The 23,070-nt window shown below is 60.3% G+C and carries 19 protein-coding genes; 12 read left to right on the top strand and 7 right to left on the bottom strand.

Going from position 1 to position 23,070, the window contains the following annotated elements; genetic code table 11:
* Positions 1 to 2: 2 nt before the first annotated feature.
* The 9 genes from murD (at position 3) to lpxC (ending at position 10,503) form a co-directional block, all read left to right on the top strand.
* Positions 3 to 1,349: a UDP-N-acetylmuramoyl-L-alanine--D-glutamate ligase gene (gene murD / locus AC3Y64_RS23050; RefSeq protein ID WP_489985365.1), complete on the top strand. Its 1,347-nt coding sequence runs from the start codon at positions 3 to 5 to the stop codon at positions 1,347 to 1,349.
* Entirely contained in the window at positions 1,346 to 2,563 is a 1,218-nt protein-coding gene (ftsW, locus tag AC3Y64_RS23045) for a putative lipid II flippase FtsW (RefSeq protein WP_007916996.1), read from the top strand. Before murD ends, ftsW begins: the two co-directional genes overlap by 4 nt.
* The gene (gene murG / locus AC3Y64_RS23040) at positions 2,553 to 3,623 is read left to right on the top strand and encodes an undecaprenyldiphospho-muramoylpentapeptide beta-N-acetylglucosaminyltransferase (RefSeq protein ID WP_064392864.1); all 1,071 of its coding nucleotides are present in this window, start codon (positions 2,553 to 2,555) and stop codon (positions 3,621 to 3,623) included. Before ftsW ends, murG begins: the two co-directional genes overlap by 11 nt.
* The gene (gene murC / locus AC3Y64_RS23035; RefSeq protein WP_158958252.1) at positions 3,616 to 5,076 is read left to right on the top strand and encodes a UDP-N-acetylmuramate--L-alanine ligase; all 1,461 of its coding nucleotides are present in this window, start codon (positions 3,616 to 3,618) and stop codon (positions 5,074 to 5,076) included. Before murG ends, murC begins: the two co-directional genes overlap by 8 nt.
* Positions 5,073 to 6,032 (top strand): D-alanine--D-alanine ligase, encoded by a 960-nt coding sequence (locus AC3Y64_RS23030; RefSeq protein WP_223026964.1) that lies wholly within the window; start codon positions 5,073 to 5,075, stop codon positions 6,030 to 6,032. Before murC ends, AC3Y64_RS23030 begins: the two co-directional genes overlap by 4 nt.
* Positions 6,033 to 6,036: 4 nt before the next feature.
* Entirely contained in the window at positions 6,037 to 6,903 is an 867-nt protein-coding gene (locus AC3Y64_RS23025) for a cell division protein FtsQ/DivIB (protein WP_064392861.1), read from the top strand.
* A gap of 15 nt (positions 6,904 to 6,918) precedes the next feature.
* The gene (ftsA, locus tag AC3Y64_RS23020; RefSeq protein ID WP_008082764.1) at positions 6,919 to 8,178 is read left to right on the top strand and encodes a cell division protein FtsA; all 1,260 of its coding nucleotides are present in this window, start codon (positions 6,919 to 6,921) and stop codon (positions 8,176 to 8,178) included.
* Positions 8,179 to 8,282: 104 nt separating this feature from the next.
* Positions 8,283 to 9,479, top strand: coding sequence for a cell division protein FtsZ (gene ftsZ / locus AC3Y64_RS23015; RefSeq protein ID WP_016986475.1), 1,197 nt, complete (start codon positions 8,283 to 8,285; stop codon positions 9,477 to 9,479).
* Between the two features lie 112 nt (positions 9,480 to 9,591).
* Positions 9,592 to 10,503: a UDP-3-O-acyl-N-acetylglucosamine deacetylase gene (gene lpxC / locus AC3Y64_RS23010; RefSeq protein WP_007916984.1), complete on the top strand. Its 912-nt coding sequence runs from the start codon at positions 9,592 to 9,594 to the stop codon at positions 10,501 to 10,503.
* A 202-nt stretch (positions 10,504 to 10,705) separates the two neighbouring features.
* Here the strand turns inward: lpxC and AC3Y64_RS23005 are convergent, their stop codons facing one another.
* From AC3Y64_RS23005 to AC3Y64_RS22975, 7 genes are all read right to left on the bottom strand, one after another.
* Positions 10,706 to 12,214, bottom strand: coding sequence for a sensor domain-containing diguanylate cyclase (locus AC3Y64_RS23005; RefSeq protein ID WP_489985364.1), 1,509 nt, complete (start codon positions 12,212 to 12,214; stop codon positions 10,706 to 10,708).
* Positions 12,215 to 12,306: 92 nt separating this feature from the next.
* Positions 12,307 to 13,623 (bottom strand): OprD family porin, encoded by a 1,317-nt coding sequence (locus tag AC3Y64_RS23000; RefSeq protein WP_489985363.1) that lies wholly within the window; start codon positions 13,621 to 13,623, stop codon positions 12,307 to 12,309.
* Positions 13,624 to 13,820: 197 nt separating this feature from the next.
* Positions 13,821 to 14,042: a hypothetical protein gene (locus AC3Y64_RS22995; protein ID WP_489985362.1), complete on the bottom strand. Its 222-nt coding sequence runs from the start codon at positions 14,040 to 14,042 to the stop codon at positions 13,821 to 13,823.
* A 191-nt stretch (positions 14,043 to 14,233) separates the two neighbouring features.
* Complete coding sequence (locus AC3Y64_RS22990; protein WP_489985361.1) at positions 14,234 to 15,598, bottom strand: heavy metal sensor histidine kinase; 1,365 nt, start codon at positions 15,596 to 15,598, stop codon at positions 14,234 to 14,236.
* The gene (locus AC3Y64_RS22985; RefSeq protein ID WP_007916978.1) at positions 15,588 to 16,265 is read right to left on the bottom strand and encodes a heavy metal response regulator transcription factor; all 678 of its coding nucleotides are present in this window, start codon (positions 16,263 to 16,265) and stop codon (positions 15,588 to 15,590) included. The genes AC3Y64_RS22990 and AC3Y64_RS22985 overlap by 11 nt, the downstream gene beginning before the upstream one ends.
* Before the next feature lie 8 nt (positions 16,266 to 16,273).
* Positions 16,274 to 19,375, bottom strand: coding sequence for a multidrug efflux RND transporter permease subunit (locus tag AC3Y64_RS22980; protein WP_489985360.1), 3,102 nt, complete (start codon positions 19,373 to 19,375; stop codon positions 16,274 to 16,276).
* Positions 19,372 to 20,529 carry an efflux RND transporter periplasmic adaptor subunit gene (locus AC3Y64_RS22975; protein ID WP_489985359.1) on the bottom strand — a complete coding sequence of 386 codons (1,158 nt, stop codon included), beginning with the start codon at positions 20,527 to 20,529 and terminating at the stop codon, positions 19,372 to 19,374. The genes AC3Y64_RS22980 and AC3Y64_RS22975 overlap by 4 nt, the downstream gene beginning before the upstream one ends.
* A 1,185-nt stretch (positions 20,530 to 21,714) precedes the next feature.
* Here AC3Y64_RS22975 and AC3Y64_RS22970 point away from each other — a divergent pair.
* The 3 genes from AC3Y64_RS22970 (at position 21,715) to AC3Y64_RS22960 (ending at position 22,963) form a co-directional block, all read left to right on the top strand.
* Positions 21,715 to 22,074, top strand: coding sequence for a DUF6124 family protein (locus tag AC3Y64_RS22970; protein WP_489985358.1), 360 nt, complete (start codon positions 21,715 to 21,717; stop codon positions 22,072 to 22,074).
* A 232-nt stretch (positions 22,075 to 22,306) separates the two neighbouring features.
* Positions 22,307 to 22,612, top strand: a complete 306-nt coding sequence (locus AC3Y64_RS22965; RefSeq protein WP_489985357.1) for a type 1 fimbrial protein — start codon at positions 22,307 to 22,309, stop codon at positions 22,610 to 22,612.
* A gap of 111 nt (positions 22,613 to 22,723) precedes the next feature.
* The gene (locus AC3Y64_RS22960; RefSeq protein ID WP_489985356.1) at positions 22,724 to 22,963 is read left to right on the top strand and encodes a hypothetical protein; all 240 of its coding nucleotides are present in this window, start codon (positions 22,724 to 22,726) and stop codon (positions 22,961 to 22,963) included.
* Positions 22,964 to 23,070: the final 107 nt, after the last annotated feature.

Here is a 23,070-nt window from a genome sequence, read left to right as displayed (position 1 = left end):
GAGTGTCTCTAATCGCTTCTGACCACTTCCGCATCGTTGTCGGCCTCGGCAAGAGCGGCATGTCCCTGGTTCGCTTCCTGGCGAACCGGGGCACGTCGTTTGCCGTGGCGGACACGCGGGAAAATCCACCGGAACTGGCCACGCTCAAGCGTGACTATCCGCACGTGGAAGTGCGTTGTGGCGAGCTGGACGTCGAATTCCTGTGCCGTGCCGACGAACTCTACGTGAGCCCCGGCCTGGCGCTGGCGACCCCGGCCCTGCAAGCCGCTGCGGCGCGTGGCGTGAAACTGTCTGGCGACATCGAGCTGTTCGCGCGTAACGCGCAGGCGCCGATCGTGGCCATCAGCGGTTCCAACGCGAAAAGCACCGTCACCACCCTGGTCGGCGAGATGGCGGCTGCGGCGGGCAAACGCGTCGCCGTCGGCGGCAACCTCGGCACCCCGGCGCTGGACCTGCTCAGCGACGACGTCGAGCTGTACGTGATGGAATTGTCGAGTTTTCAACTGGAAACCACTGACCAGCTCAACGCCGAAGTGGCCACCGTGCTGAACATCAGCGAAGACCACATGGATCGCTACAGCGGTCTGCCGGCCTACCACCTGGCCAAGCACCGGATCTTCCGTGGCGCCAAGCAGTTCGTGGTCAACCGTCAGGATGCGCTGAGCCGTCCGTTGATGGGCGAGGGCCAGCCATGCTGGACCTTCGGCCTGACCAAACCGGATTTCAAGGCGTTCGGTATCCGTGAAGAAGAAGGCGAGAAATATCTGGCCTTCGAATTCCAGAACCTGCTGCCGGTGCGTGAGCTGAAGATTCGCGGCGCGCACAACCAGTCCAACGCCCTTGCGGCACTGGCGCTGGGTCATGCGGTCGGCCTGCCGTTCGATGCGATGCTCGCGGCACTACGTAATTTTGCCGGTCTCGAACACCGTTGCCAGTGGGTGCGCGATCTCGACGGCGTGGCGTATTACAACGATTCCAAAGCCACCAACGTTGGCGCCGCTCTGGCCGCCATCGAAGGCTTGGGTGCGGACATCGACGGTAAGGTCATTCTGATCGCCGGCGGTGATGGCAAGGGTGCCGAGTTCAACGATCTGCGTGATCCGGTAGCGGCCAACTGCCGCGCCGTGATCCTGATGGGCCGTGACTCCGACAAGATCGGCGAGGCCATCGGCGATGCCGTGCCGCTGATTCGCGCGACCTCGCTGGTCGACGCCGTCGCACAATGCCGCGCCGCCGCCCAGCCGGGTGACGTGGTGCTGTTGTCGCCGGCCTGCGCCAGTTTCGACATGTTCAAAAATTACGAAGACCGTGGTCACCAGTTCGTCCGCGCTGTGGAGGAACTGGCATGAGCCTGCGCAATATCATCAAACCGTATCCGTCGCCGATCATCACCGGGCGCGGTATCGACCTCGATTTCCCGATGCTCGCCGGTTGCCTGGCGCTGCTCGGTCTCGGTTTGATCATGATCGCCTCGGCGTCCACTGAAGTGGCGGCGGCGCAGTCGGGCAGTCCGCTGTATTACATGATTCGCCACCTTATTTACGTGGTGCTGGGCCTGGGCGCGTGCATCGTCACCATGATGATTCCGATTGCCACTTGGCAACGCCTTGGCTGGCTGATGCTGATCGGTGCGTTCGGTTTGCTGGTGATGGTGATCATCCCCGGCATCGGTCGCGAAGTGAACGGTTCGATGCGCTGGATCGGTTTCAGCTTCTTCAACGTGCAGCCGTCGGAAATCGCCAAGGTGTTCGTGGTGATCTACCTCGCCGGTTATCTGGTGCGTCGCCAGAAAGAAGTGCGCGAGAGCTGGATGGGTTTCTTCAAGCCGTTCATCGTGCTGCTGCCGATGGCGGGTCTGTTGCTGATGGAGCCGGACTTCGGTGCCACCGTGGTGATGATGGGCGCTGCGGCGGCCATGCTGTTCCTCGGCGGGGTCGGGTTGTTCCGCTTCTCGCTGATGGTGGTGCTGGCGGTCGGTGCGGTGGTGCTGTTGATTCAGATGCAGCCGTATCGAATGGCGCGTCTGACTAACTTCGCTGACCCTTGGGCCGACCAGTTCGGCGCTGGCTATCAGCTGTCGCAAGCCCTGATCGCCTTCGGTCGAGGTGAATGGCTCGGCGTCGGTCTGGGCAACAGCGTGCAGAAGCAGTTCTACCTGCCGGAAGCGCACACCGACTTCGTGTTCTCGGTATTGGCTGAAGAACTCGGCGCGGTGGGTTCGCTGTGCACCGTCGCGCTGTTCGTGTTCGTGTGTATTCGCGGCATGTACATCGGCTTGTGGGCCGAGAAAGCCAAGCAGTTTTTCGCCGCTTACGTGGCATACGGCTTGTCGTTCCTGTGGATTGGTCAGTTCCTGATCAACATCGGTGTGAACGTTGGCCTGCTGCCAACCAAGGGTCTGACCTTGCCGTTCCTCAGTTACGGCGGCAGTTCGTTGGTGATCTGCTGCGCCTGTCTCGGCTTGTTGTTGAGGATCGAGTGGGAGAGTCGAACCCACTTGGGCAGTGAAGAGATGGAATTCCATGAGAGCGACTTCGCTGAGGAGCCGAATCATGGGCGCTAACGTATTGATCATGGCCGGCGGCACCGGCGGCCACGTGTTCCCGGCGCTGGCCTGTGCCCGCGAGTTTCAGGCGCGCGGCTACACCGTGCACTGGCTCGGCACCCCACGCGGGATCGAGAACGAACTGGTGCCGGCCGCAGGTCTTGAACTGCACCGCATCAACGCTACCGGCCTGCGTGGCAAGGGCAAACTGTCGCTGCTCAAGGCGCCGTTCATGCTGTTGAAATCGGTATGGCAGGCGCGGGCGATCATTCGTCGCTTGAAGCCGGTTTGCGTGGTCGGCTTCGGTGGTTATGTGACTGGCCCGGGTGGTCTTGCCGCGAAACTGGCCGGGGTGCCGGTGATCGTTCACGAGCAGAACGCCGTGGCCGGCACCGCCAATCGGTTGCTGGTGCCGTTCGCCGCCCGAGTGTGTGAAGCGTTCCCCGACACCTTTACTCTGTCGGACACCCGCCGTACCACCGGCAACCCGGTGCGCAGCGAGCTGTTCCTCGACACATCGCGACCTGCTCTGGCCGGTCGCAAAGCGCGTTTGCTGATCCTAGGCGGAAGCCTCGGCGCAGAACCGTTGAACAAATTGCTGCCTGAAGCCCTGGCCCAAGTCGCTGCCGATTTGCGCCCGGAAGTGTTTCATCAGGCCGGCAAAAACCACGATGAAGTGACTGCAGAGCGCTACCGCGCCGCCGGCGTCGATGCGCAGGTGCAGCCGTTCATCAAAGACATGGCCCAAGCCTATGGCTGGGCTGACCTGGTGGTGTGCCGCGCAGGCGCGTTGACCATCAGTGAGCTGGCCGCCGCCGGTCTGCCCTCGATGCTGGTGCCTTTGCCCCATGCGATCGACGATCACCAGACCCGCAACGCCGATTATTTGGCCCGTGAAGGCGCTGCCTTCCTGATGCCGCAAAGAACGACTGGTGCCGCGGACCTTGCCGCGCGCCTGACAGAGGTCTTGATGCAACCGCAACGACTCGAAGATATGGCCCAAGCGGCCCGCCGTCTGGCGAAACCCGATGCCACCCGTAGCGTGGTCGATACCTGTCTGGAGGTGGCCCATGGTTGAGAATCAGAAAGCCATGCCGCAACCGGAAATGCGCCGCATCCGTCGCATCCACTTCGTCGGCATCGGCGGCGTGGGCATGTGCGGAATCGCCGAAGTGTTGCTGAACCTGGGCTATGAAGTGTCCGGTTCCGACCTGAAAGCTTCGCCGGTCACCGAGCGTCTCGAATCGTTCGGCGCGCACATCTTCATCGGCCACCGTGCCGAGAACGCCGCGACCGCCGATGTACTGGTAGTGTCGAGCGCTGTGAACACCTCCAACCCGGAAGTCGCGACCGCGCTTGAGCGTCGTATTCCAGTGGTGCCGCGTGCGGAAATGCTCGCCGAACTGATGCGCTATCGCCACGGCATTGCCGTCGCCGGTACGCACGGCAAAACCACCACCACCAGCCTGATCGCTTCGGTGTTCGCCGCCGGTGGTCTGGATCCGACGTTCGTCATCGGTGGTCGTCTGAATGCTGCAGGCACCAATGCCCAGCTCGGCACCAGCCGTTACCTGATCGCCGAAGCCGATGAAAGCGACGCGAGCTTCCTGCACCTGCAACCGCTGGTGGCCGTGGTCACCAACATCGACGCCGACCACATGGCGACCTACGACGGCGACTTCAACAAACTGAAGAAAACCTTCGTCGAGTTCCTGCACAACCTGCCGTTCTACGGTTTGGCGGTGATGTGCCTGGACGATCCGGTCGTGCGCGAAATCCTCCCGCTGGTGAAACGTCCGACCGTGACCTACGGCTTCAGCGAAGACGCTGACGTGCGCGCGATCAATGTGCGCCAGCAAGGTATGCAGACCTTCTTCACCGTGCTGCGTCCTGACCGTGAGCCGCTGGATGTTTCCGTGAACATGCCGGGCAACCACAACGTGCTCAACTCGCTGGCGACCATTTGCATCGCCACCGACGAGGGCGTCAGCGATGAAGCCATCGTTCAGGGCCTGTCGGGTTTCCAGGGTGTCGGTCGACGCTTCCAGGTCTACGGCGAACTGCCGGTGGACGGTGGCAACGTGATGCTGGTCGACGACTACGGTCACCACCCGACCGAAGTTGCGGCAGTGATCAAAGCCGTACGCGGTGGCTGGCCGGAGCGCCGCTTGGTGATGGTCTACCAGCCGCACCGTTACAGCCGCACCCGCGACCTCTACGACGATTTCGTCAATGTACTGGCCGACGCCAACGTGCTGCTGTTGATGGAAGTCTATCCGGCCGGCGAAGAGCCGATCCCGGGCGCCGACAGCCGCAAGCTGTGCAACAGCATCCGCCAACGCGGTGCGCTGGACCCGATCTACATCGAGCGTGGCGTTGATCTGGCACCGCTGGTCAAGCCGCTGCTGCGTGCCGGCGACATCCTGCTGTGCCAGGGCGCCGGTGATATCGGCGGTCTCGCGCCGAAGCTGTTGAAAAGTGAATTGTTCGCTGGCGCCGTGGCGGCGTCGGTCGAGGGGAAGTTGAAATGACTGCTGCCTACGCCAACCTGTTCTCCACGATCGCGCCGAAAGACTTCGGCCGCGTCGCCGTGCTTTTCGGCGGCTTGAGCGCCGAGCGTGAGGTTTCGCTGAAATCCGGTAACGCCGTGCTCGACGCACTGCAGAGCGCTGGCGTGGACGCGTTCGGCATCGACGTTGGCGACGACATTTTGCAACGTCTGCTCAGCGAAAAGATCGACCGTGCGTTCATCATCCTTCACGGCCGTGGCGGTGAAGACGGCTCCATGCAGGGCCTGCTCGAAGTGGCGGGCATTCCCTACACCGGCAGCGGCATTCTGGCTTCGGCACTGGCGATGGACAAGCTGCGCACCAAGCAGGTCTGGCACAGCCTCGGGATTCCGACGCCGCGTCACGCCGTGCTGTGCAGCGAAGCTGATTGTATTTCGGCGGCGACGGAACTGGGCTTCCCTTTGATCGTCAAACCGGCGCATGAAGGTTCAAGTATCGGGATGGCCAAAGTGAGTTCTGCGTCCGAGTTGATCGACGCATGGAAAGCGGCCAGTACCTACGATTCGCAAGTCTTGGTTGAGCAATGGATTCAAGGTCCGGAGTTCACCATCGCCACCCTGCGTGACCAGGTGTTGCCTCCAATCGCCCTGGGTACCCCGCACACGTTCTACGACTACGACGCCAAGTACATCGCCAACGATACCCAGTACCGCATTCCGTGCGGGCTGGATGCCGCCAAGGAACAAGAACTCATGGATCTCACGGCCAAGGCCAGTGAGGCGCTGGGTATTGCCGGTTGGGGCAGGGCGGACGTGATGCAGGACGCCGACGGGCAGTTCTGGTTCCTCGAAGTGAACACCGCACCGGGCATGACCGATCACAGTCTGGTGCCGATGGCGGCCCGTGCTGCCGGTCTGGATTTCCAGCAACTGGTTCTGGCCATTCTGGCCGCCAGTGTTGAAGACGCTAGAGGTTAAGACGATGCAAGGCGCTCAGCTCAGACATCAGCCTCCCGCACCCGGCCGCAAGCCGGTGCCGCGGGGTGCCAGCCGCATGGTGGCGAAAGAGCCGATGTCTGCGCGCCTGCCGAAAGCCAATTTCGGCTTCGTGAAAAGTCTGTTCTGGCCGGTGCTGCTGGTGGTGCTGGGTTTTGGAACGTACGAAGGCGCAACGCGTTTGCTGCCGTACGCCGACCGGCCGATCACCAAGATCGCCGTGCAGGGCGACCTGAGTTACATCAGTCAGCAAGCAGTGCAGCAACGGATCGCCCCGTACGTGGCGTCGAGTTTCTTCACCATCGACCTGGCCGGCATGCGTACCGAGCTTGAGCAGATGCCCTGGATCGCCCACGCCGAAGTACGTCGTGTGTGGCCGGACCAGGTGGTGATCCGCCTCGAAGAGCAACTGCCGGTGGCGCGTTGGGGCGACGAGTCGTTGCTGAACAACCAGGGCCAGGCGTTCACGCCAAAGGAGCTGGCGAACTACGAACACCTGCCACAGCTGTTCGGCCCACAACGGGCCCAGCAGCAAGTGATGCAGCAGTATCAGGTGCTGAGCCAGATGCTGCGGCCGTTGGGCTTCTCGATTGCACGCCTGGAACTGCGTGAACGCGGGAGCTGGTTCCTGACCACCGGTGCCGGCAGTTCCGGTCCCGGCATCGAGTTGCTGCTGGGACGCGGCAACCTGGTGGAAAAGATGCGCCGCTTCATCGCCATCTATGACAAGACGCTTAAAGACCAGATTACGAACATTGCGCGCATCGATCTGCGCTACGCCAACGGCCTCGCTGTTGGCTGGCGGGAACCTGTAGCGCCGACGACAGCCCAACCCGCTGTCGCAAAGAATTAAGAAGAGGCAGGACCCATGGCAAACGTGCAAAGCGGCAAAATGATCGTCGGTCTCGATATCGGCACCTCCAAGGTGGTGGCGCTGGTCGGCGAGGTCTCCGACGACGGCTCGCTGGAAATCGTCGGGATCGGTACCCATCCGTCCCGTGGCCTGAAGAAGGGCGTGGTGGTCAACATCGAGTCCACCGTGCAATCGATCCAGCGCGCGATCGAAGAAGCCCAACTGATGGCGGGCTGCCGCATTCACTCGGCGTTCGTCGGCGTGGCGGGCAATCACATCCGCAGCCTGAACTCCCACGGCATCGTCGCGATCCGTGATCGCGAAGTCAGCTCGGCCGACCTCGAGCGCGTCCTCGACGCCGCTCAGGCTGTGGCGATCCCGGCTGACCAGCGCGTGCTGCACACCCTGCCGCAGGATTACGTGATCGATAACCAGGAAGGCGTTCGCGAGCCACTGGGCATGTCCGGCGTCCGTCTGGAAGCCAAGGTTCACGTGGTCACCTGCGCCGTCAACGCCGCACAGAACATTGAAAAATGCGTGCGCCGCTGCGGTCTGGAAATCGACGACATCATTCTCGAGCAACTGGCCTCGGCCTACTCGGTACTGACCGACGACGAGAAAGAACTGGGCGTGTGCCTGGTCGACATCGGCGGCGGCACCACCGACATCGCGATCTTCACCGAAGGCGCGATTCGTCACACCGCAGTGATCCCGATTGCCGGTGATCAGGTGACCAACGACATCGCCATGGCGTTGCGCACCCCGACCCAGTACGCCGAAGAAATCAAAATCCGCTACGCCTGCGCCCTGGCGAAACTGGCCGGTGCCGGTGAAACCATCAAGGTGCCGAGCGTTGGCGACCGTCCACCGCGCGAACTGTCGCGTCAGGCCCTGGCCGAAGTGGTCGAGCCGCGTTACGACGAACTGTTCACGCTGATTCAGGCCGAGCTGCGTCGCAGCGGCTACGAAGACCTGATCCCGGCGGGCATTGTCCTCACTGGCGGTACTTCGAAGATGGAAGGCGCCACTGAACTGGCCGAAGAAATCTTCCACATGCCGGTTCGTCTGGGCGTGCCGCACGGCGTCAAAGGACTGGATGACGTGGTACGCAACCCGATTTATTCCACTGGCGTTGGCTTGTTGATGTACGGCCTGCAAAAGCAGTCCGACGGGATCTCGTTCTCGGGCATCGGCAGCCGCGACAGCTACAGCAACGAAGAGCCACAGGCGCCGTTGCTGGACCGATTGAAGAAGTGGGTTCAAGGCAACTTTTAAGAGCAGTTCGAAGCGTCAAGCTTCGAGCGGCAAGCAGTAGCAGTAGATGCACCGCAACAAACATGCAGTAGGCGAAAAAACTAGAGAATGTAAGGAGAGGGAAAATGTTCGAACTCGTAGACAACATCCCCGCAAGCCCGGTAATCAAAGTTATCGGTGTCGGCGGTGGCGGCGGCAACGCTGTCAACCACATGGTCAAGAGCAACATCGAAGGCGTTGAATTCATCTGCGCCAACACTGATGCTCAAGCGCTGAAAAACATCGGCGCACGCACCATTCTGCAACTGGGTACCGGTGTGACCAAAGGTCTGGGCGCCGGCGCCAACCCTGAAGTAGGTCGTCAGGCCGCTCTCGAAGACCGTGAGCGCATTGCCGAAGTCCTGCAGGGCACCAACATGGTGTTCATCACCACTGGCATGGGCGGCGGTACCGGTACCGGTGCTGCGCCGATCATCGCCGAAGTGGCCAAGGAAATGGGCATTCTGACCGTTGCGGTCGTGACGCGTCCGTTCCCGTTCGAAGGCCGCAAGCGTATGCAGATCGCCGACGAAGGCATCCGCATGCTTTCCGAAAGCGTCGACTCGTTGATCACCATTCCGAACGAGAAGCTGCTGACCATCCTCGGTAAAGACGCAAGCCTCTTGTCGGCTTTCGCCAAGGCTGACGATGTACTGGCCGGTGCCGTTCGCGGTATCTCCGACATCATCAAGCGTCCGGGCATGATCAACGTCGACTTCGCCGACGTGCGTACCGTGATGAGCGAAATGGGCATGGCGATGATGGGCACTGGCTGCGCCAGCGGTCCGAACCGTGCACGTGAAGCAACCGAAGCGGCAATCCGCAACCCACTGCTGGAAGACGTGAACCTGCAGGGCGCACGCGGCATCCTGGTGAACATCACCGCCGGCCCTGACCTGTCCCTGGGTGAGTACTCCGACGTGGGTAGCATCATCGAAGCCTTCGCTTCCGAGCACGCGATGGTCAAGGTCGGTACCGTTATCGATCCGGACATGCGCGACGAGCTGCACGTGACTGTGGTTGCCACTGGTCTGGGCGCGAAAATCGAGAAGCCGGTAAAGGTCATCGACAACACCGTTCACACTTCCATGGCATCTGCCCAGGTACAACAACCGGCTCCGGCCCGTCAGGAAGCGCCAGCGGTTAACTACCGTGATCTGGACCGTCCGACCGTCATGCGCAACCAGGCTCAGGCCGGTGCTGCGGCTGCCGCGAAGATGAATCCGCAAGATGATCTGGATTACCTGGACATCCCGGCATTCCTGCGTCGTCAGGCCGATTGATGGAATGTATCAGGGCTATGAAGGTGATTGGTGTTCAGCAAAGGCATGGTCTGCTATCATCGCCAGCCTTTGTTGATACCAGTTCGCAATTTGCGCTGAAGCGGCCCAAGCCATGATTAAACAACGCACACTGAAAAATATTATCCGTGCCACAGGTGTAGGCCTGCACTCCGGTGAGAAGGTCTATCTGACCCTCAAGCCTGCGCCTGTCGACACTGGCATTGTGTTTTGTCGCGCTGACCTCGACCCTGTGGTGCAGATTCCTGCCCGCGCGGAAAACGTCGGTGAAACCACTATGTCGACGACGCTGATCAATGGCGACGTGAAAGTGGACACGGTAGAGCACTTGCTCTCGGCCATGGCTGGCCTGGGCATCGATAACGCCTACGTCGAGCTCTCCGCGTCCGAAGTCCCGATCATGGATGGCAGCGCTGGACCCTTCGTATTCCTGATTCAATCGGCAGGCCTGGAAGAACAGGACGCCGCCAAGAAATTCATCCGCATCCTGCGTGAAGTGACAGTGGAAGACGGCGACAAGCGCGCCACTTTCGTCCCTTTCGAAGGGTTCAAGGTGAGCTTCGAGATCGATTTCGATCACCCGGTATTCCGGGACCGCACCCAAAGTGCAAGCGTGGATTTTTCCAGCACTTCGTTCGTAAAAGAAGTCAGCCGCGCCCGTACCTTTGGTTTCATGAGTGACATCGAGTACCTGCGCAAGCACAACCTCGCACTCGGCGGCAGCGTTGAAAACGCAATCGTGGTCGATGCCGATGGCGTGTTGAACGAAGACGGTCTTCGCTATGAAGACGAATTCGTGAAGCACAAGATCCTCGATGCCATTGGCGACCTGTACCTGCTGGGTAACAGCCTGATTGGTGAGTTCAAAGGCTTCAAGTCCGGTCATGCACTGAACAACCAGCTGCTGCGCAAGTTGATTGAGCAGACAGATGCTTGGGAAGTGGTGACGTTCGAAGACGCCAGCACCGCACCAATCTCTTACATGCGCCCGGTTGCGGCGGTGTAAGTAAAAAACCTCTCTAGTTTTTTGAAGGCCATCCTCGGATGGCCTTTTTTTATGCCTGTGGTTTTTGTGTGGTCTGCACTGGCCTCATCGCTGGCAAGCCAGCTCCCACAGTTTCCAAGGTGAACCACAAATTTCCAATGCACCAAAAGTCCCTGTGGGAGCTGGCTTGCCAGCGATGGGGCCGGTGAAGCCACTACATCTATCAGGCAGCCACCACCGCCCGATTCCGCCCACCTTCCTTGGCCTGATACAACGCCTTGTCCGCCGCAAACAACACCTGCTCCAGCGTCATCTCACTCGCCGCCGTCCATGTGGCGATGCCAATGCTCACCGTCATCGGCCGATCAGCCCCTGCAATCCACGGCAACTGCTCCACCGCCTGACGAATATGCTCGGCAATCTGCTGCGCGCCATGACCATCGGTCTCGGCGAGAATCACTGAAAACTCCTCGCCGCCATAACGCGCGACCAAATCCGCCGGTCGTCGCACATTGTCAGTGATGACCTTGGCCAGCGACTTCAACGCCTGATCACCGGCCTGATGCCCATGCCGGTCATTAAACGCCTTGAAATGATCGGCATCGATCATCATCACCGACAGCGGTTTGCCCGAACGCTGGGCGCGGAACCATTCGTGACGCAGCGATTGATCGAGCATCCGACGATTGGCTACACCGGTCAGCGCATCAGTGGCAGCCAGTTGCGCCAGTTCGCGCTCGGCACGCTGGCGTCGGCGCAGTTCGCGGGCCAGCAGCCAGGTCAGCCACAGCAAGCCCACGCACAGCACGCCGGTGGCGCCGCTGACCAGCATCGCCGTGCGGCGCCAGGTGGCGAACACCTCGTCGCTGGACAGCGCGACCATCACCGTCAACGGCAGATTCCCGACCCGTGAATAGGTATAGAGACGCTGTTGATGGTCAATGCTCGAGGTGCTGGTGAAACTGCCATTGCCATCCTTGTCGCGCAGGATTCGTATCACATTGGGCCGATTGCCGAAGTTCTTGCCGATTGAATCGCTCTGCAGGTAAGGCTTCTGCGCCAGCAGCACGCCGTCATGGTCGATGATGTTCAGCGTGCTGCCCTTGCCGATGTCGAGGCTGTTGAACAACTGATCGAAGTAGTCGAGTTTCATCGAGGCCACGGCCACCCCGGCGAACTCTCCGGTGTCCGTAGAAATCCTGCGGCTGAAACTGATGCGCCATTGATTCGCCTCGTCGCAGTCGCAGCGGGTCTTGAACGGACGGCTGATAAACATGCCGACGTCGCGGTTGAAGGCGTGGGCGAGAAAGTAGTCGCGGTCGGCGAAGTTGCCCGGTTTCGGTTCGATTCGAGAAGAGTCGGCGAGCACGTCGCCATGCTTGTCGAGCAGCAGAATATCGCCCTTGAAGCGCGCGGTAGTGGAACGGTCGAACAGCGCCAGATGACGGATCTGCGGCGAAACGTTTTGCAGGTCATCGCGCTGGGCGGCGGCGATCAGGCCTTGCAGGGTCAGGTCGTACAGCTCGACAGTGCGCAGTACGTCGGCGTCGATCAACTGGGCGATGGTGGTGGCGCTGCGGGTCGCCGAATCGCGGGCATTGGCGTGCTCGCGGATCAGCAGGAAAGTGACGATGCACAAAATCGCGATCACGGTCAGCAAACTGCCGCAAATCAGCAGCAACTCGGGGCGTCCGGTCTTGCCCGAAACGGGCGGGGTGCGGCTCGCGATCATGATGGGATTGTCGGTTTGGAGATCTTATAAGCGTAGGAGCTGCCGAAAGCTCGGGCCTTCGGCAGCTCCTACAGGTTCAGTGTTAACTGATCTTAGAAGACGTTGATCGGGTAGTCGATGATCACGCGGTATTCGTCGGTGTCGGTGTCAATCGCGCCGTAACCATTGCCACCCCGATTGGTTGCCCATTGCAGGCGTACTGCCAGATCTTTGGCCTGGCCACTTTGCACCACGTACTTCACATCGATATCGCGTTCCCAGTGCTTGGCGTTGCGACCTTCAGCGCTGTACCAGTTGGCGTAACCCTGGCTGTCGGGGTCAACCTTGGTCAAATCCACCGTGCCGCGCGAGTAGGACACGCCCGAAGTCAGGCCCGGCACGCCGACACCGGCAAAGTCATAGGCGTATTTGAGCTTCCATGAACGCTCGTTCGGGCCGTTGAAGTCCGAGTACTGCTGCGAGTTGTCCAGATAAACGCTGTCGCCCTGGCTGATGTAGTCGAACGGCGTATTGCCGTTGACCCGCTGATAGGCGGCGGTAACGCTGTGATGACCGACGCCAACGGTGAAGTGCAGGCTGTAGGTGTTGTTGTCGATGTTGCCCAGCAGCGCATCACCGGTGTCTTGCGTGTGATAGAAGTGCAGGCCCGGGTTGAGGCTGACCAGATCGTTCAACTGCCAGGTGTAATCCAGGTCGTAGTAGTACTGGTTCCAGATGTCCTTGAGTTCGGACGCGTACAGGCTGCTGGTCAAACCTTCGACACCGCTCCAGGCCACACCGGCCCAGTTCAGGTGTTGGCTCTCATCGCTATCGGCCAAGGTGCCGTAGGAAGTGCCGATGCGGGTATGACCGCTCTGGTTATACGGCTTGGTGAAACTGGCCTGGCCACCTTCGATCAGCCAGCCGTCGAAGCTGTGATTGGTCAGGCTCACACCACGAAAGGTCTGCGGCAGCATGCGCGTGTCGCCGCCGGCGATCACCGGGTTGGTGAGGAACAGATCACCGGCCTTCAATTCGGTGTCGAACGCGCGCATTTTCAGCGTGCCGCCCGCCGTGGAAAAGGCTCCCGGCGCTTTGCCGCCATTCTCTCGGATCGGCAGGATGCTCGACCCGTCCGTGCCGCCACCGCCATCGAGCTTCAGCCCGAGCATGGCGTGGGCATCGATGCCGAAGCCGACTGTGCCCTCGGTATAACCCGACTCAAAGATCCCGAGAAAACCCTGGCCCCACTCGATGTTGTCGTCCGTCTGCTGCAGGCGGTTGCGATTCATGTAGTAGTTGCGGGCGTTAAGGTTGAGGCTCGAACCTTCGACGAAGCCTTCTTTGGCAGGCTCGTCAGCCTGAACGGCGGGAGCAATCGTTGCGGCAATTGCAATGAACAGCGGGGTGAAACGAACTGGGTAACGCACGTGCAATGGAGCTCCTTGGGTCAACTGGCGCCTCTATATGTTGAGGCGCTCGATGTTTCTTGTTGTTACAGACGAACCAAACGGCTTTCAAACCACAACGAAAAAAGGCCGCTGAAAGGCAGCGGCCTGGAATGACGACGGTTGAACGGGAAGAGCCAAACAACCGCGTCGAGGGAAACGTTGGCGCGGTGCGCGACTCAGCTGTCTGTCTCGCTTGCCTGAGCCTGGGAAGTTGCAGCCTGCGGGGCTTGCGTGGCGTTTTGCGCCTTGGCCATCACTTCAGCCTGATACTGATCGTAAGCCTGAGCGCGAGCGACATTGTGCGCTACGAACGACTGCGATTCTTCAGCCATCGCCATCGGCGACAGGATCAATGAGGACAAAACGAACGCGCTGGCAATACCCATACTGTTGGACATCTTGAAGACCTTCTCGCTTGGCGAGTGCTGTTTGGTGCGGGCAAAGATAAGGTTGCCAGGCGTTGGGAAACAGCGTGATTTTCATAAATGACTGTTACAGCAGAAGCAAAGATCGCAGCCTTCGGCAGCTCCTACAGGGGAAGATGTTGATCATTCCCACGCTTTACGTGGGAACGATCGGTGGAGGAGGGTCAGACAGGCAAATGGATGCCGAAAGTATTCATCCCCCGATCACTGCGCACAAACACATCCCCACCATGCATCAGCGCAATCGCCTTGACGATCGCCAGCCCCAAACCATGGTTATTACCACTGTTACTTCGCGACGCATCGACCCGATAAAACCGTTCGAACAACCGGGGCAGATGCTCGCTGGCAATCGGCGATCCCGGATTGGCCACGCCAATACTCACCTGGTTATCTTCAACCTCAATCCGCACCTCGATCACCTGACCCGCCTCGGTGTGCTGCACCGCATTGCTCAGCAAGTTGATCAACGCCCGACGCAGGTGCGCGACCTCGATCTGCACCAGCGCATCACCGCTGACCTGCACCTGAACCTGCGCATCTTCAAGAATGAAATCCAGATATTCCAGGGTCGTCGCCACTTCATCGGCCAGCGATGTCGATGTGAGTTTGGTCGCCTTATTACCCTGGTCCGCGCTGGCGAGAAACAGCATGTCATTGATGATCGAGCGCAGCCGTTCCAGCTCTTCAAGATTGGATTGCAGCACCTCGAAATAGTGTTCCGCGGAACGCCCACGGGTCAGCGCTACTTGCGTCTGGCCGATCAGATTGGTCAGCGGTGAACGCAATTCATGGGCGACGTCGGCGTTGAACGATTCCAGTCGCGAATAGGCCAGTTCGACCCGTTCCAGCGTCGAGTTGAACGAGTCGACAAACTGCTCCAGTTCCGGTGGCAGCGGCGACAAACGCAAGCGACCGGCCCGCAGCGGTGGCGCCAGACGCTGTGCTTCGTGGGACAGTTTGATCAGCGGTTTCAGACCGATCCGCGCCACCCAATAACCCAGCGCGGACGCCATCAGCACCCCGACAATCGCCAGGCCGATCAACGCGATCAACAGGTTGTGTTGCGTCTCGTGAAACGTCTCGGTATCGATGCCGATCATGAAGCGCAGTGGCGGGCGCTGGTCCTTGGCCGGGAATTCGCTGACCAGCACTTTCAACGGATAAGGCTGCCCCGGCAGTTGCAAATCGCGCATGCCCAGCGGCCCATTGGTGATCTCGCGGATTTGCGGCGTGAGGTTGCCGTATTCGTATTGCGGATCGCCGCTGCTGATCCAGAAACTGATGCGCTTGTCTTCTTCGCCGAGCAGCTTGAGTTTGTTGTTGATCTTCACCCAATGCTCGGGTGTGCCAAAGCGGCCAACGGTGGATTCGAGCACGCTGTAACGCGCATCCAGCTCGGCTTCCGGGAGCAATCCCAAACCTTTGTCGACCTGCTGATACAACGCGCCGCCGATCAACAGAAACACCAGCAGCGCCACCAGCGTGAACATACCGCTAAGGCGTAGCGCAATCGAATTACTGGACACCACGGCTCTCCAGCACATAGCCCATGCCGCGAATGGTGTGCAGCAGTTTTTCGTCGAATGGCCCGTCAAGCTTGGCGCGCAGGCGTTTGATCGCCACTTCGACGACGTTGGCGTCACTGTCGAAATTGATGTCCCAGACCATCTCGGCAATCGCGGTTTTCGAAAGGATTTCACCTTGGCGGCGGGCGAGAACACTGAGCAGTGAAAACTCTTTGGCCGTCAGATCCAGACGTGTGCCGGCGCGGGTCGCCTTGCGGCTGATCAAATCGATCCACAGGTCGGCGATGCTCACTTGCACCGGCTCATGGCCGCCACTGCGCCGGGTCAGCGCTTGCAGGCGCGCGACCAGTTCGAGGAAGGAAAACGGTTTGCCGAGGTAATCGTCGGCCCCGTCGCGCAGGCCTTTGATGCGGTCTTCGACGCGCTCGCGGGCGGTGAGCATGATCACCGGCGTTTGCTTGCGCGCACGTAACGCGCGCAGCACGCCGAAGCCATCAAGGCCCGGCAACATGACGTCGAGGACGATCACCGCGTAGTCGCTTTCCAGCGCCAGATGCAGACCCTCGACGCCGTCGCGGGCCAGATCCACGGTGTAACCCTGTTCCGTCAGACCGCGGTGCAGATAGTCCGCGGTTTTTTCCTCGTCTTCGATAATCAGAACGCGCATGACCCGCCTCAGTCTGTGGTCGCCAACGCCGGCAGCGGCGTAGGTTTGGGTCTATGGAAAAGTCGCTCAAGCCACAAGTATATGACCGGCGTGGTGAACAGCGTCAGCATCTGGCTGACCAGCAAACCGCCGACCACCGCGATCCCCAGCGGCTGGCGCAGTTCGGCGCCGGTGCCATACCCGAGCATCAGCGGCAGTGCGCCGAGCAAAGCGGCGAGGGTGGTCATGATGATCGGCCGGAACCGTGTGATGCACGCCTCGAAAATCGCATCCTGCGGCGACAGGCCTCGGTGTCGCTGGGCTTCGAGGGCGAAGTCGATCATCAGGATGCCGTTCTTCTTGACGATCCCGATCAGCAACACCAGACCGATCAACGCCATGATCGAAAAGTCCTGGCCGCAGATCCACAGCATGATCACCGCGCCCAAGCCTGCTGCCGGCAATGTCGAAATGATCGTCAGCGGGTGCACGAAGCTTTCATAAAGCACACCGAGAATGATGTACACCGCCACCAGCGCCGCGAGAATCAGCCACGGCTGACTGGCCAGCGAACTCTGGAACGCCTGTGCCGCGCCCTGGAAATTGCCGCTGATCGCAGTGGGCATGCCGATCTCGGCCTTGGCCTGATTGAGCAAGATCACCGCATCACCCAACGCCACGCCGGGCGCAAGGTTGAACGATAGGTTGGCCGCCGGGAACATGCCGTCGTGGGCAATCGACAACGGCCCAATAGTCGGCGCATCGAATTTGGCCAGCGCCGACAGCGGCACCATCTCGCCACTCAGCGGCGAACGCAGGTAGAAGTAGTTAAGGCTTTCGGCCTTGCCGCGTTGCTTGGTGTCCAGCTCCAGAATCACGTTGTACTGATTGACCTGGGTCTGGAATTCATTGATCTGCCGTTGGCCGAAGGCATCGTAGAGCGCCTCGTCGACGTCGCTCGCGGTCAAGCCGAAACGCGCTGCGGCGCTGCGGTCGATGCTGATGTGGGTGATGCTGCCGCCCAGTTGCAAATCGTTGGAAATGTCGCGGAACGCCGGATTGCTGCGCAGTTTTTCGGTGAGACGTTGTGTCCATGTGGCGAGGGTTGCGCCGTCATTGCTCTTGAGCACGTATTGATACTGCGCGCGGCTCGGGCCGGAGCTGAGGTTGATGTCCTGGCCAGCGCGCAGATAGAGGACGATGCCGGGGACTTTCATCAGTTGCGGGCGGATGCGGTCGATGAACTGGCTGGCTGAAACATCACGATCACCGCGTTTCTTCAGGGCGATCCAGAAGCGGCCGTTGGCGATGGTCTGGTTGCTGCCGGAGACACCGACCGAGTGGGAAAACGCCTGCACGGCCGGATCGGCGGCAACGATTTCGGCCATGGCCAGGTGTTTTTTCACCATGTCGCCGTAGGAAATATCCGCAGCGGCTTCGGTGGTGCCGAGGACAAAACCGGTGTCCTGCACCGGAAAGAATCCTTTCGGGATAAAAATGTAACCGCCGATGGCCAGCGCCAGCGATAAACCGAACACGCCGATCATCAGTTTCTGATGGGCGAGGGCGCGACGCAGACCTTTCTCATACCAGCCCAGCAAGCGCTCGCTGAAACCCGGTTTGGCGTGGGCGTGATGCACCGGTTTACGCATGAACAGCGCCGCCAGCGTCGGCGCCAGGGTCAGCGACACCACCACGGAAATCATGATGGTCGAGGTCGCGGTCAGGGCGAATTCCTTGAACAGCCGCCCGACCACGCCGCCCATGAACAGCAGCGGAATAAACGCCGCCACCAGCGAAAAACTGATCGAGACCACGGTGAAGCCGATCTCGCCGGCGCCCTTGATCGCCGCTTCGCGCATGTCATCGCCGGCCTCCAGATGTCGGTGGATGTTCTCCACCACCACGATCGCATCGTCGACCACAAAACCCACGGCGACGACGATCGCCACCAGCGTCAGGTTGTTCAGGCTGAACCCGAGGAGGTACATCAGGGCGAAACTGGCGATCAGCGACACGCCGAGCACCGCCGAAACAATCAGGGTCGCCGACAACTGACGCAGGAACAGCGCCATCACCGCGACCACCAACATGATCGCGATCAACAGGGTGATCTCGACCTCATGCAGCGAGGCGCGAATGGTCTGGGTACGGTCGATCAGGGTTTTCACCTGCACCGAGGCCGGCAACATCGCTTCAAGGCCGGGCAGGGCGGCTTGAATACGATCGACGGTCTCGACGATGTTGGCGCCGGGCTGGCGCGAGATCACCAGGTTCACCCCCGGCCGATCACCGGCCCAGGCTTGCACGTAGGCATCTTCCGAACCGTTGACGACTTTGGCGACATCGCGCAGGTGAACGGGGGCGCCATCCTTGTAGGAAACGATGAGTTGGCTGTAGTCCTCGGGGTGGAACAACTGGTCGTTGGTCGACAGCGTCGAGATGCTTGATTCGCCGTACAGCGCCCCTTTGGCGAGGTTGAGGCTGGTCTGCTGGATCGCCAGACGAATGTCTGCGAGGGTCAGGCCGATCGCCGCGAGTTTGTCCGCCGACGCTTGCACGCGGATCGCGGGACGTTGCTGACCGGTGATGTTGATTTGGCCTACGCCGTCGATCTGACTGATCTGACGCGAGAGCAGGGTTTCTACCAGGTCGCTGAGTTCAGTGCCGGGCATTTGCGTCGAGCTGACGCTGAGAATCAGCACCGGGCTGTCGGCCGGGTTGACCTTCTTCCAGGTTGGCAGCGTCGGCATGTCTTTGGGCAGCTTGCCGGCGGCGGTGTTGATCGCCGCCTGGACTTCCTGCGCAGCGGTGTCGATGCTTTTATCGAGGGTGAATTGCAGGGTCAAAAGGCTTGAGCCCAGCGCACTGCTAGAGGTCATCTGGGTCATGCCGGGGATGGCACTGAATTGCACCTCCAGAGGCGTGGCCACGGACGAGGCCATGGTGTCGGGGCTGGCGCCAGGCAACTGCGCGGAGACCTGAATCGTAGGAAATTCCGCTTCCGGCAGTGGGGCGATGGGCAAACGCGGGAAGGCAATCAAACCGACCAGCACCAGCGCGATGGTCAGCAGAATGGTCGCTACCGGGTGATCGATGCACCACGTCGAGACGCCTTTGTGCGCCTTCATGGCTTCGGCTCCGCTTGCACCACCTGCGGCGGCTCGGTCATCACTTGCACGGTCGAACCGGGTTTGAGCCGCGACTGGCCATCGGTCACCAGCACGTCACCGGCCTTCACGCCTTTGATGATGTCCTGGCCGCTGCCTTGGTAAACCATCTGCACTTGCACGGCTTCGACTTTGTCGCCGTTCACCCGGTAAACGAAATGTTGGTCGAGGCCGCGTTGTACGACGGTAGGCGGGACGACCAGCGCATCCTTGTCGAGGGCTGTCTGAATTTTTACCGTGACCAGCAGACCGGGCCAGAGCTTCTGGCTGGCGTTGTCGAATTCTGCCTTGGCGCGGATGGTGCCGGTGTTGGCGTTGATCTGATTGTCGATCAGGGTCAGGTGACCTTCGCCGAGCAGGTTGCCGGTCTCGCCATCGGTGTCGGCGCCGATGTAGGCCTTGACCGGCGCGCGTTGCGGATCGCTGATCAGGCCTTGCAGGGTTGGCAGCATTTGCTGGGGCAGCGAGAACTCCACGGCGATCGGGTCGATCTGGGTGACGGTGAACAGGCCGGCGGTGTCGGTCATGCGCAGGAAGTTGCCTTCATCGACCGTACGAATACCGACGCGGCCGGTGACCGGGGAGCGAATCTGCGTGTAGGAAAGTTGTACTTGCGCCGAATCAATTGACGCCTGGTTGCCTTGGGCGGTGGCTTTCAATTGGTTGACCAGGGCTTGTTGCTGGTCGTAGGTCTGCTTGGAGATGCCGTCGTCGACGGTGAGCAGTTTGTAGCGTTTGAGGTTGACCAGGGCGACTTGCAGTTGCGCCTGGCTTTCGCCCAGTTGTGCGCGGGCCTGGTCGAGGCTGGCGCGAATCGAGCGGTCGTCGATGGTGGCCAGCAGGTCGCCTGCTTTGACCAGTTGGCCTTCTTTGACGAGAATTTTGGTGAGGATGCCGTCTATTTGTGGGCGCACTACAACGCTGTGCAGTGAGAGTACGGAGCCGATGCCGCTGGTGTAGCGGGGGACGTCTTTTTCGCTGACCGCGATGACTCGCACGGGGATGGCGGTGGGGGTGGCGAGTTTGGTTGGGGCGGGTTTCATTGCCCACCATGTGCCTGCGGCGGCCAGGACGATCACTAGGGCGAGCAGGGCTTTGTTCTTTTGGATTCGCATGCGGGGTGGGCGCCAAGGGTATGGAGTTTGGGCAGGTTGGGTATTTATAAACTTGTTTGGGGGTCAGGAGGGTGACGGCTAGCTGTCGGCGCTGTCAGTTTCGTTGGGTACATATCCGTTGCTGCGGTAACGGCGGCTTAGGGTTTCGCCCTTACGGCGACTCACTTTTTTTTAAACGCCAAAAAAAGTAAGCAAAAAACGCTTGCTCCTACGTTCGGCCCGCTCGCTGGGGCTCGGGGTTCCTTCGTTGCGGGATCGATCCGGGGGGCAGCGCCTCCGGTTTGCTTCGCTGCACCTCCTCTCGCTGTGTTTGGCTGCGCCAAACGGTCGCTGCGCTCCCACCCCCGGATCAATCCCTCCACTCAGCCTTCCGATGTCGCCCTACAGATCAAAAGCTGCAGCCGAGCTAACGCTCATCCTGTTGAGTGGGGCGGCTGCGCCGCGGGTTTTGTGTAGGAGCTGCCGAAGGCTCGGGCCGCGATCGGACGATCTTTTGATCTTGATTTTGTGGGAGCTGGCTTGCCAGCGATGGCGGCCTGACAGCCGACCATTCTCCAACTGATTGCACTCGATCTAATTGTGGGATCCAGCCCTGCTGGCGATGGCGGCCTGACAGGCGACCATTCTCCAACTGATTGCACTCGATCTAATTGTGGGAGCCAGCCCTGCTGGCGATAGCGCTCTGCCAGGCGACCATTCTCCAACTGATTGCACTCGGTCTAATTGTGGGAGCCAGCCCTGCTGGCGATAGCGGCCTGACAGCCGACCATTCTCCAACTGATTGCACCCGGTTTAATTGTGGGAGCTAGCCCTGCTGGCGATGGGGCCAGCCCATCCACCCGATGAATTGAGGCTGTTTAAATCTGTGTGCAGCAGGCAGAACCTTCCCACAAGGTTTTCAGGTTGTCCGTCGGACGCGGGCTCTCTAGTCTTGGGTCGTCGTCGAAAACTCGGCGATCGGGTGTGAGAACCCGCTGAGATGTTTTAATCAAACACGAGTACGACCATAATCGCCGCCAGCTCATCTGCTGCCGGCAATGCTTTATGGCGGCTGTGTGCGGGCGGACTTCGGTCCGGCCGGGTTGCTCTCTTACCGGTTTCTCACTCCGCACATAGCTGCCACCCCTTCGTCGCGTGAGAAACGACAAGTGATGGCTGTACATCATTTGATAAGAGAGTTTTTCAATGTCCAAGCCCGTACCCGATCCCCCCATCGAAACAACCCCACTCGAAGAAGCCCTCCGCGCCGAAGACCAGATCAAAACCCGCGAAGCCATCAAACGCGCTCTCGATTTCTATCTCTGCCCTGAACCGGTCAAACCGCGCGAGCCGAGCACGATGTTCCTCATCCACCCGAACATCGACACTGAAAGTCTGCTTGCCCACGCCTGCGAATCGTTGTCGTCAGCCCATGTCATGGCCGGGGATCTGGCGGATCAGCTCAACCGCCCGCAGCGCAGTACGGCGCTGGCGATCCAGCAGATTGTCATGCTGGCCGAGCTGGCGGTGAACCGGGCGCTGGATCGGGTTGACCCGCAAACGTAATCCGTCTGAACACCGCGTTATCGTTCATCATCAGCAGGGCTGGCTCCCACAGTTGAAGTGCATTCCCATGTGGGAGCGAGCCTGGGCGATACATCTCTAACGGTCATTTCGCTCTGCCGTCTCAATTCGCTACTCATTTGCCAACTACGCTTCTCAAGATCCGGCCCTGCACGCGGATAAACATTGTGTAGCCCGGATTTTCTCTGGGCGGTTCACTGCGGAGTGTCTTGATATGAAGCTGAAAACCGTAATGCCGTACGTGCTTCTCTTGCTTCCACTCGCTGCGTTAGCCGCGCCAGGCAGTCAATCTGGCGAGATACGGTTTACCGGACAAATTGTCGATTCGGGATGTGCGGTGGGACGTGTCGGAGCGTTGTCCGCCAATGAGTCCCGTCAGTTCGAGCTAACGCCCGGTTTGAAAGTCGCCGTGGACACCGAGCGCAATGCCTGCAGCCATGAATCACAGCCATTTACGATGAGCTACGAGGCGCTGAAGACTTCCAGTGACAAAGGCATCGTCACCATCTCGTACCTGTAGACCATTCGGCGTGCGGCGCAAATCTTCAGGTGCCGAGCCATGGCGCACAGGTATACTGCGCGCCTTTGCGGCTCACTGACCGGGCCCGACTTTTTGCTTTCCGGAGCTTTTATGACTTCCCCAACCCAACCGCCGGTTGACGACGCCGTGAGCGATGTTCCGGCTGTAGTGACCGACGCCAGCGATACCAAAGCCGAAATCCCGGCCTTCAAGTTTCCGTTCAAACCGGGTGAGCTGGCTAGCGCACAAGGCTCGAACCAGCCGTGGTACAAGAACGGCGCCAAGAACGGCCACACCAAGACCCCGGGCATGGCGCCGCCGGGCACCCGTCGTTCGATGGGCAAGCGCTGATCTGGTTTGAAGTAGTCGCACCAAGAAGCAGATTATTCCCACAGAGACAGCTGATTCGTCCTCTGGGAATCCAAGCGGCCTTTCGTCAAATATTCACGCCCCGTGAA

The sequence above is a fragment of the Pseudomonas sp. 4CAES_32.4 genome (assembly GCF_058136335.1).
Note: the sequence above shows the minus strand (reverse complement) of the source record. Positions and strands in the feature narration are given on the sequence as shown.

Bases quoted from the DNA above. Each gene is read 5' to 3' on its own strand.
- ftsW (WP_007916996.1), top strand. From the start codon at position 1,346: ATGAGCCTGCGCAATATCATCAAACCGTATCCGTCGCCGATCATCACC.
- murG (WP_064392864.1), top strand. From the start codon at position 2,553: ATGGGCGCTAACGTATTGATCATGGCCGGCGGCACCGGCGGCCACGTG.
- murC (WP_158958252.1), top strand. From the start codon at position 3,616: ATGGTTGAGAATCAGAAAGCCATGCCGCAACCGGAAATGCGCCGCATC.
- AC3Y64_RS23030 (WP_223026964.1), top strand. From the start codon at position 5,073: ATGACTGCTGCCTACGCCAACCTGTTCTCCACGATCGCGCCGAAAGAC.
- AC3Y64_RS23025 (WP_064392861.1), top strand. From the start codon at position 6,037: ATGCAAGGCGCTCAGCTCAGACATCAGCCTCCCGCACCCGGCCGCAAG.
- ftsA (WP_008082764.1), top strand. From the start codon at position 6,919: ATGGCAAACGTGCAAAGCGGCAAAATGATCGTCGGTCTCGATATCGGC.
- ftsZ (WP_016986475.1), top strand. From the start codon at position 8,283: ATGTTCGAACTCGTAGACAACATCCCCGCAAGCCCGGTAATCAAAGTT.
- lpxC (WP_007916984.1), top strand. From the start codon at position 9,592: ATGATTAAACAACGCACACTGAAAAATATTATCCGTGCCACAGGTGTA.
- AC3Y64_RS23005 (WP_489985364.1), bottom strand. From the start codon at position 12,214: ATGATCGCGAGCCGCACCCCGCCCGTTTCGGGCAAGACCGGACGCCCC.
- AC3Y64_RS22995 (WP_489985362.1), bottom strand. From the start codon at position 14,042: ATGTCCAACAGTATGGGTATTGCCAGCGCGTTCGTTTTGTCCTCATTG.
- AC3Y64_RS22985 (WP_007916978.1), bottom strand. From the start codon at position 16,265: ATGCGCGTTCTGATTATCGAAGACGAGGAAAAAACCGCGGACTATCTG.
- AC3Y64_RS22980 (WP_489985360.1), bottom strand. From the start codon at position 19,375: ATGAAGGCGCACAAAGGCGTCTCGACGTGGTGCATCGATCACCCGGTA.
- AC3Y64_RS22975 (WP_489985359.1), bottom strand. From the start codon at position 20,529: ATGCGAATCCAAAAGAACAAAGCCCTGCTCGCCCTAGTGATCGTCCTG.
- AC3Y64_RS22970 (WP_489985358.1), top strand. From the start codon at position 21,715: ATGTCCAAGCCCGTACCCGATCCCCCCATCGAAACAACCCCACTCGAA.
- AC3Y64_RS22965 (WP_489985357.1), top strand. From the start codon at position 22,307: ATGAAGCTGAAAACCGTAATGCCGTACGTGCTTCTCTTGCTTCCACTC.
- AC3Y64_RS22960 (WP_489985356.1), top strand. From the start codon at position 22,724: ATGACTTCCCCAACCCAACCGCCGGTTGACGACGCCGTGAGCGATGTT.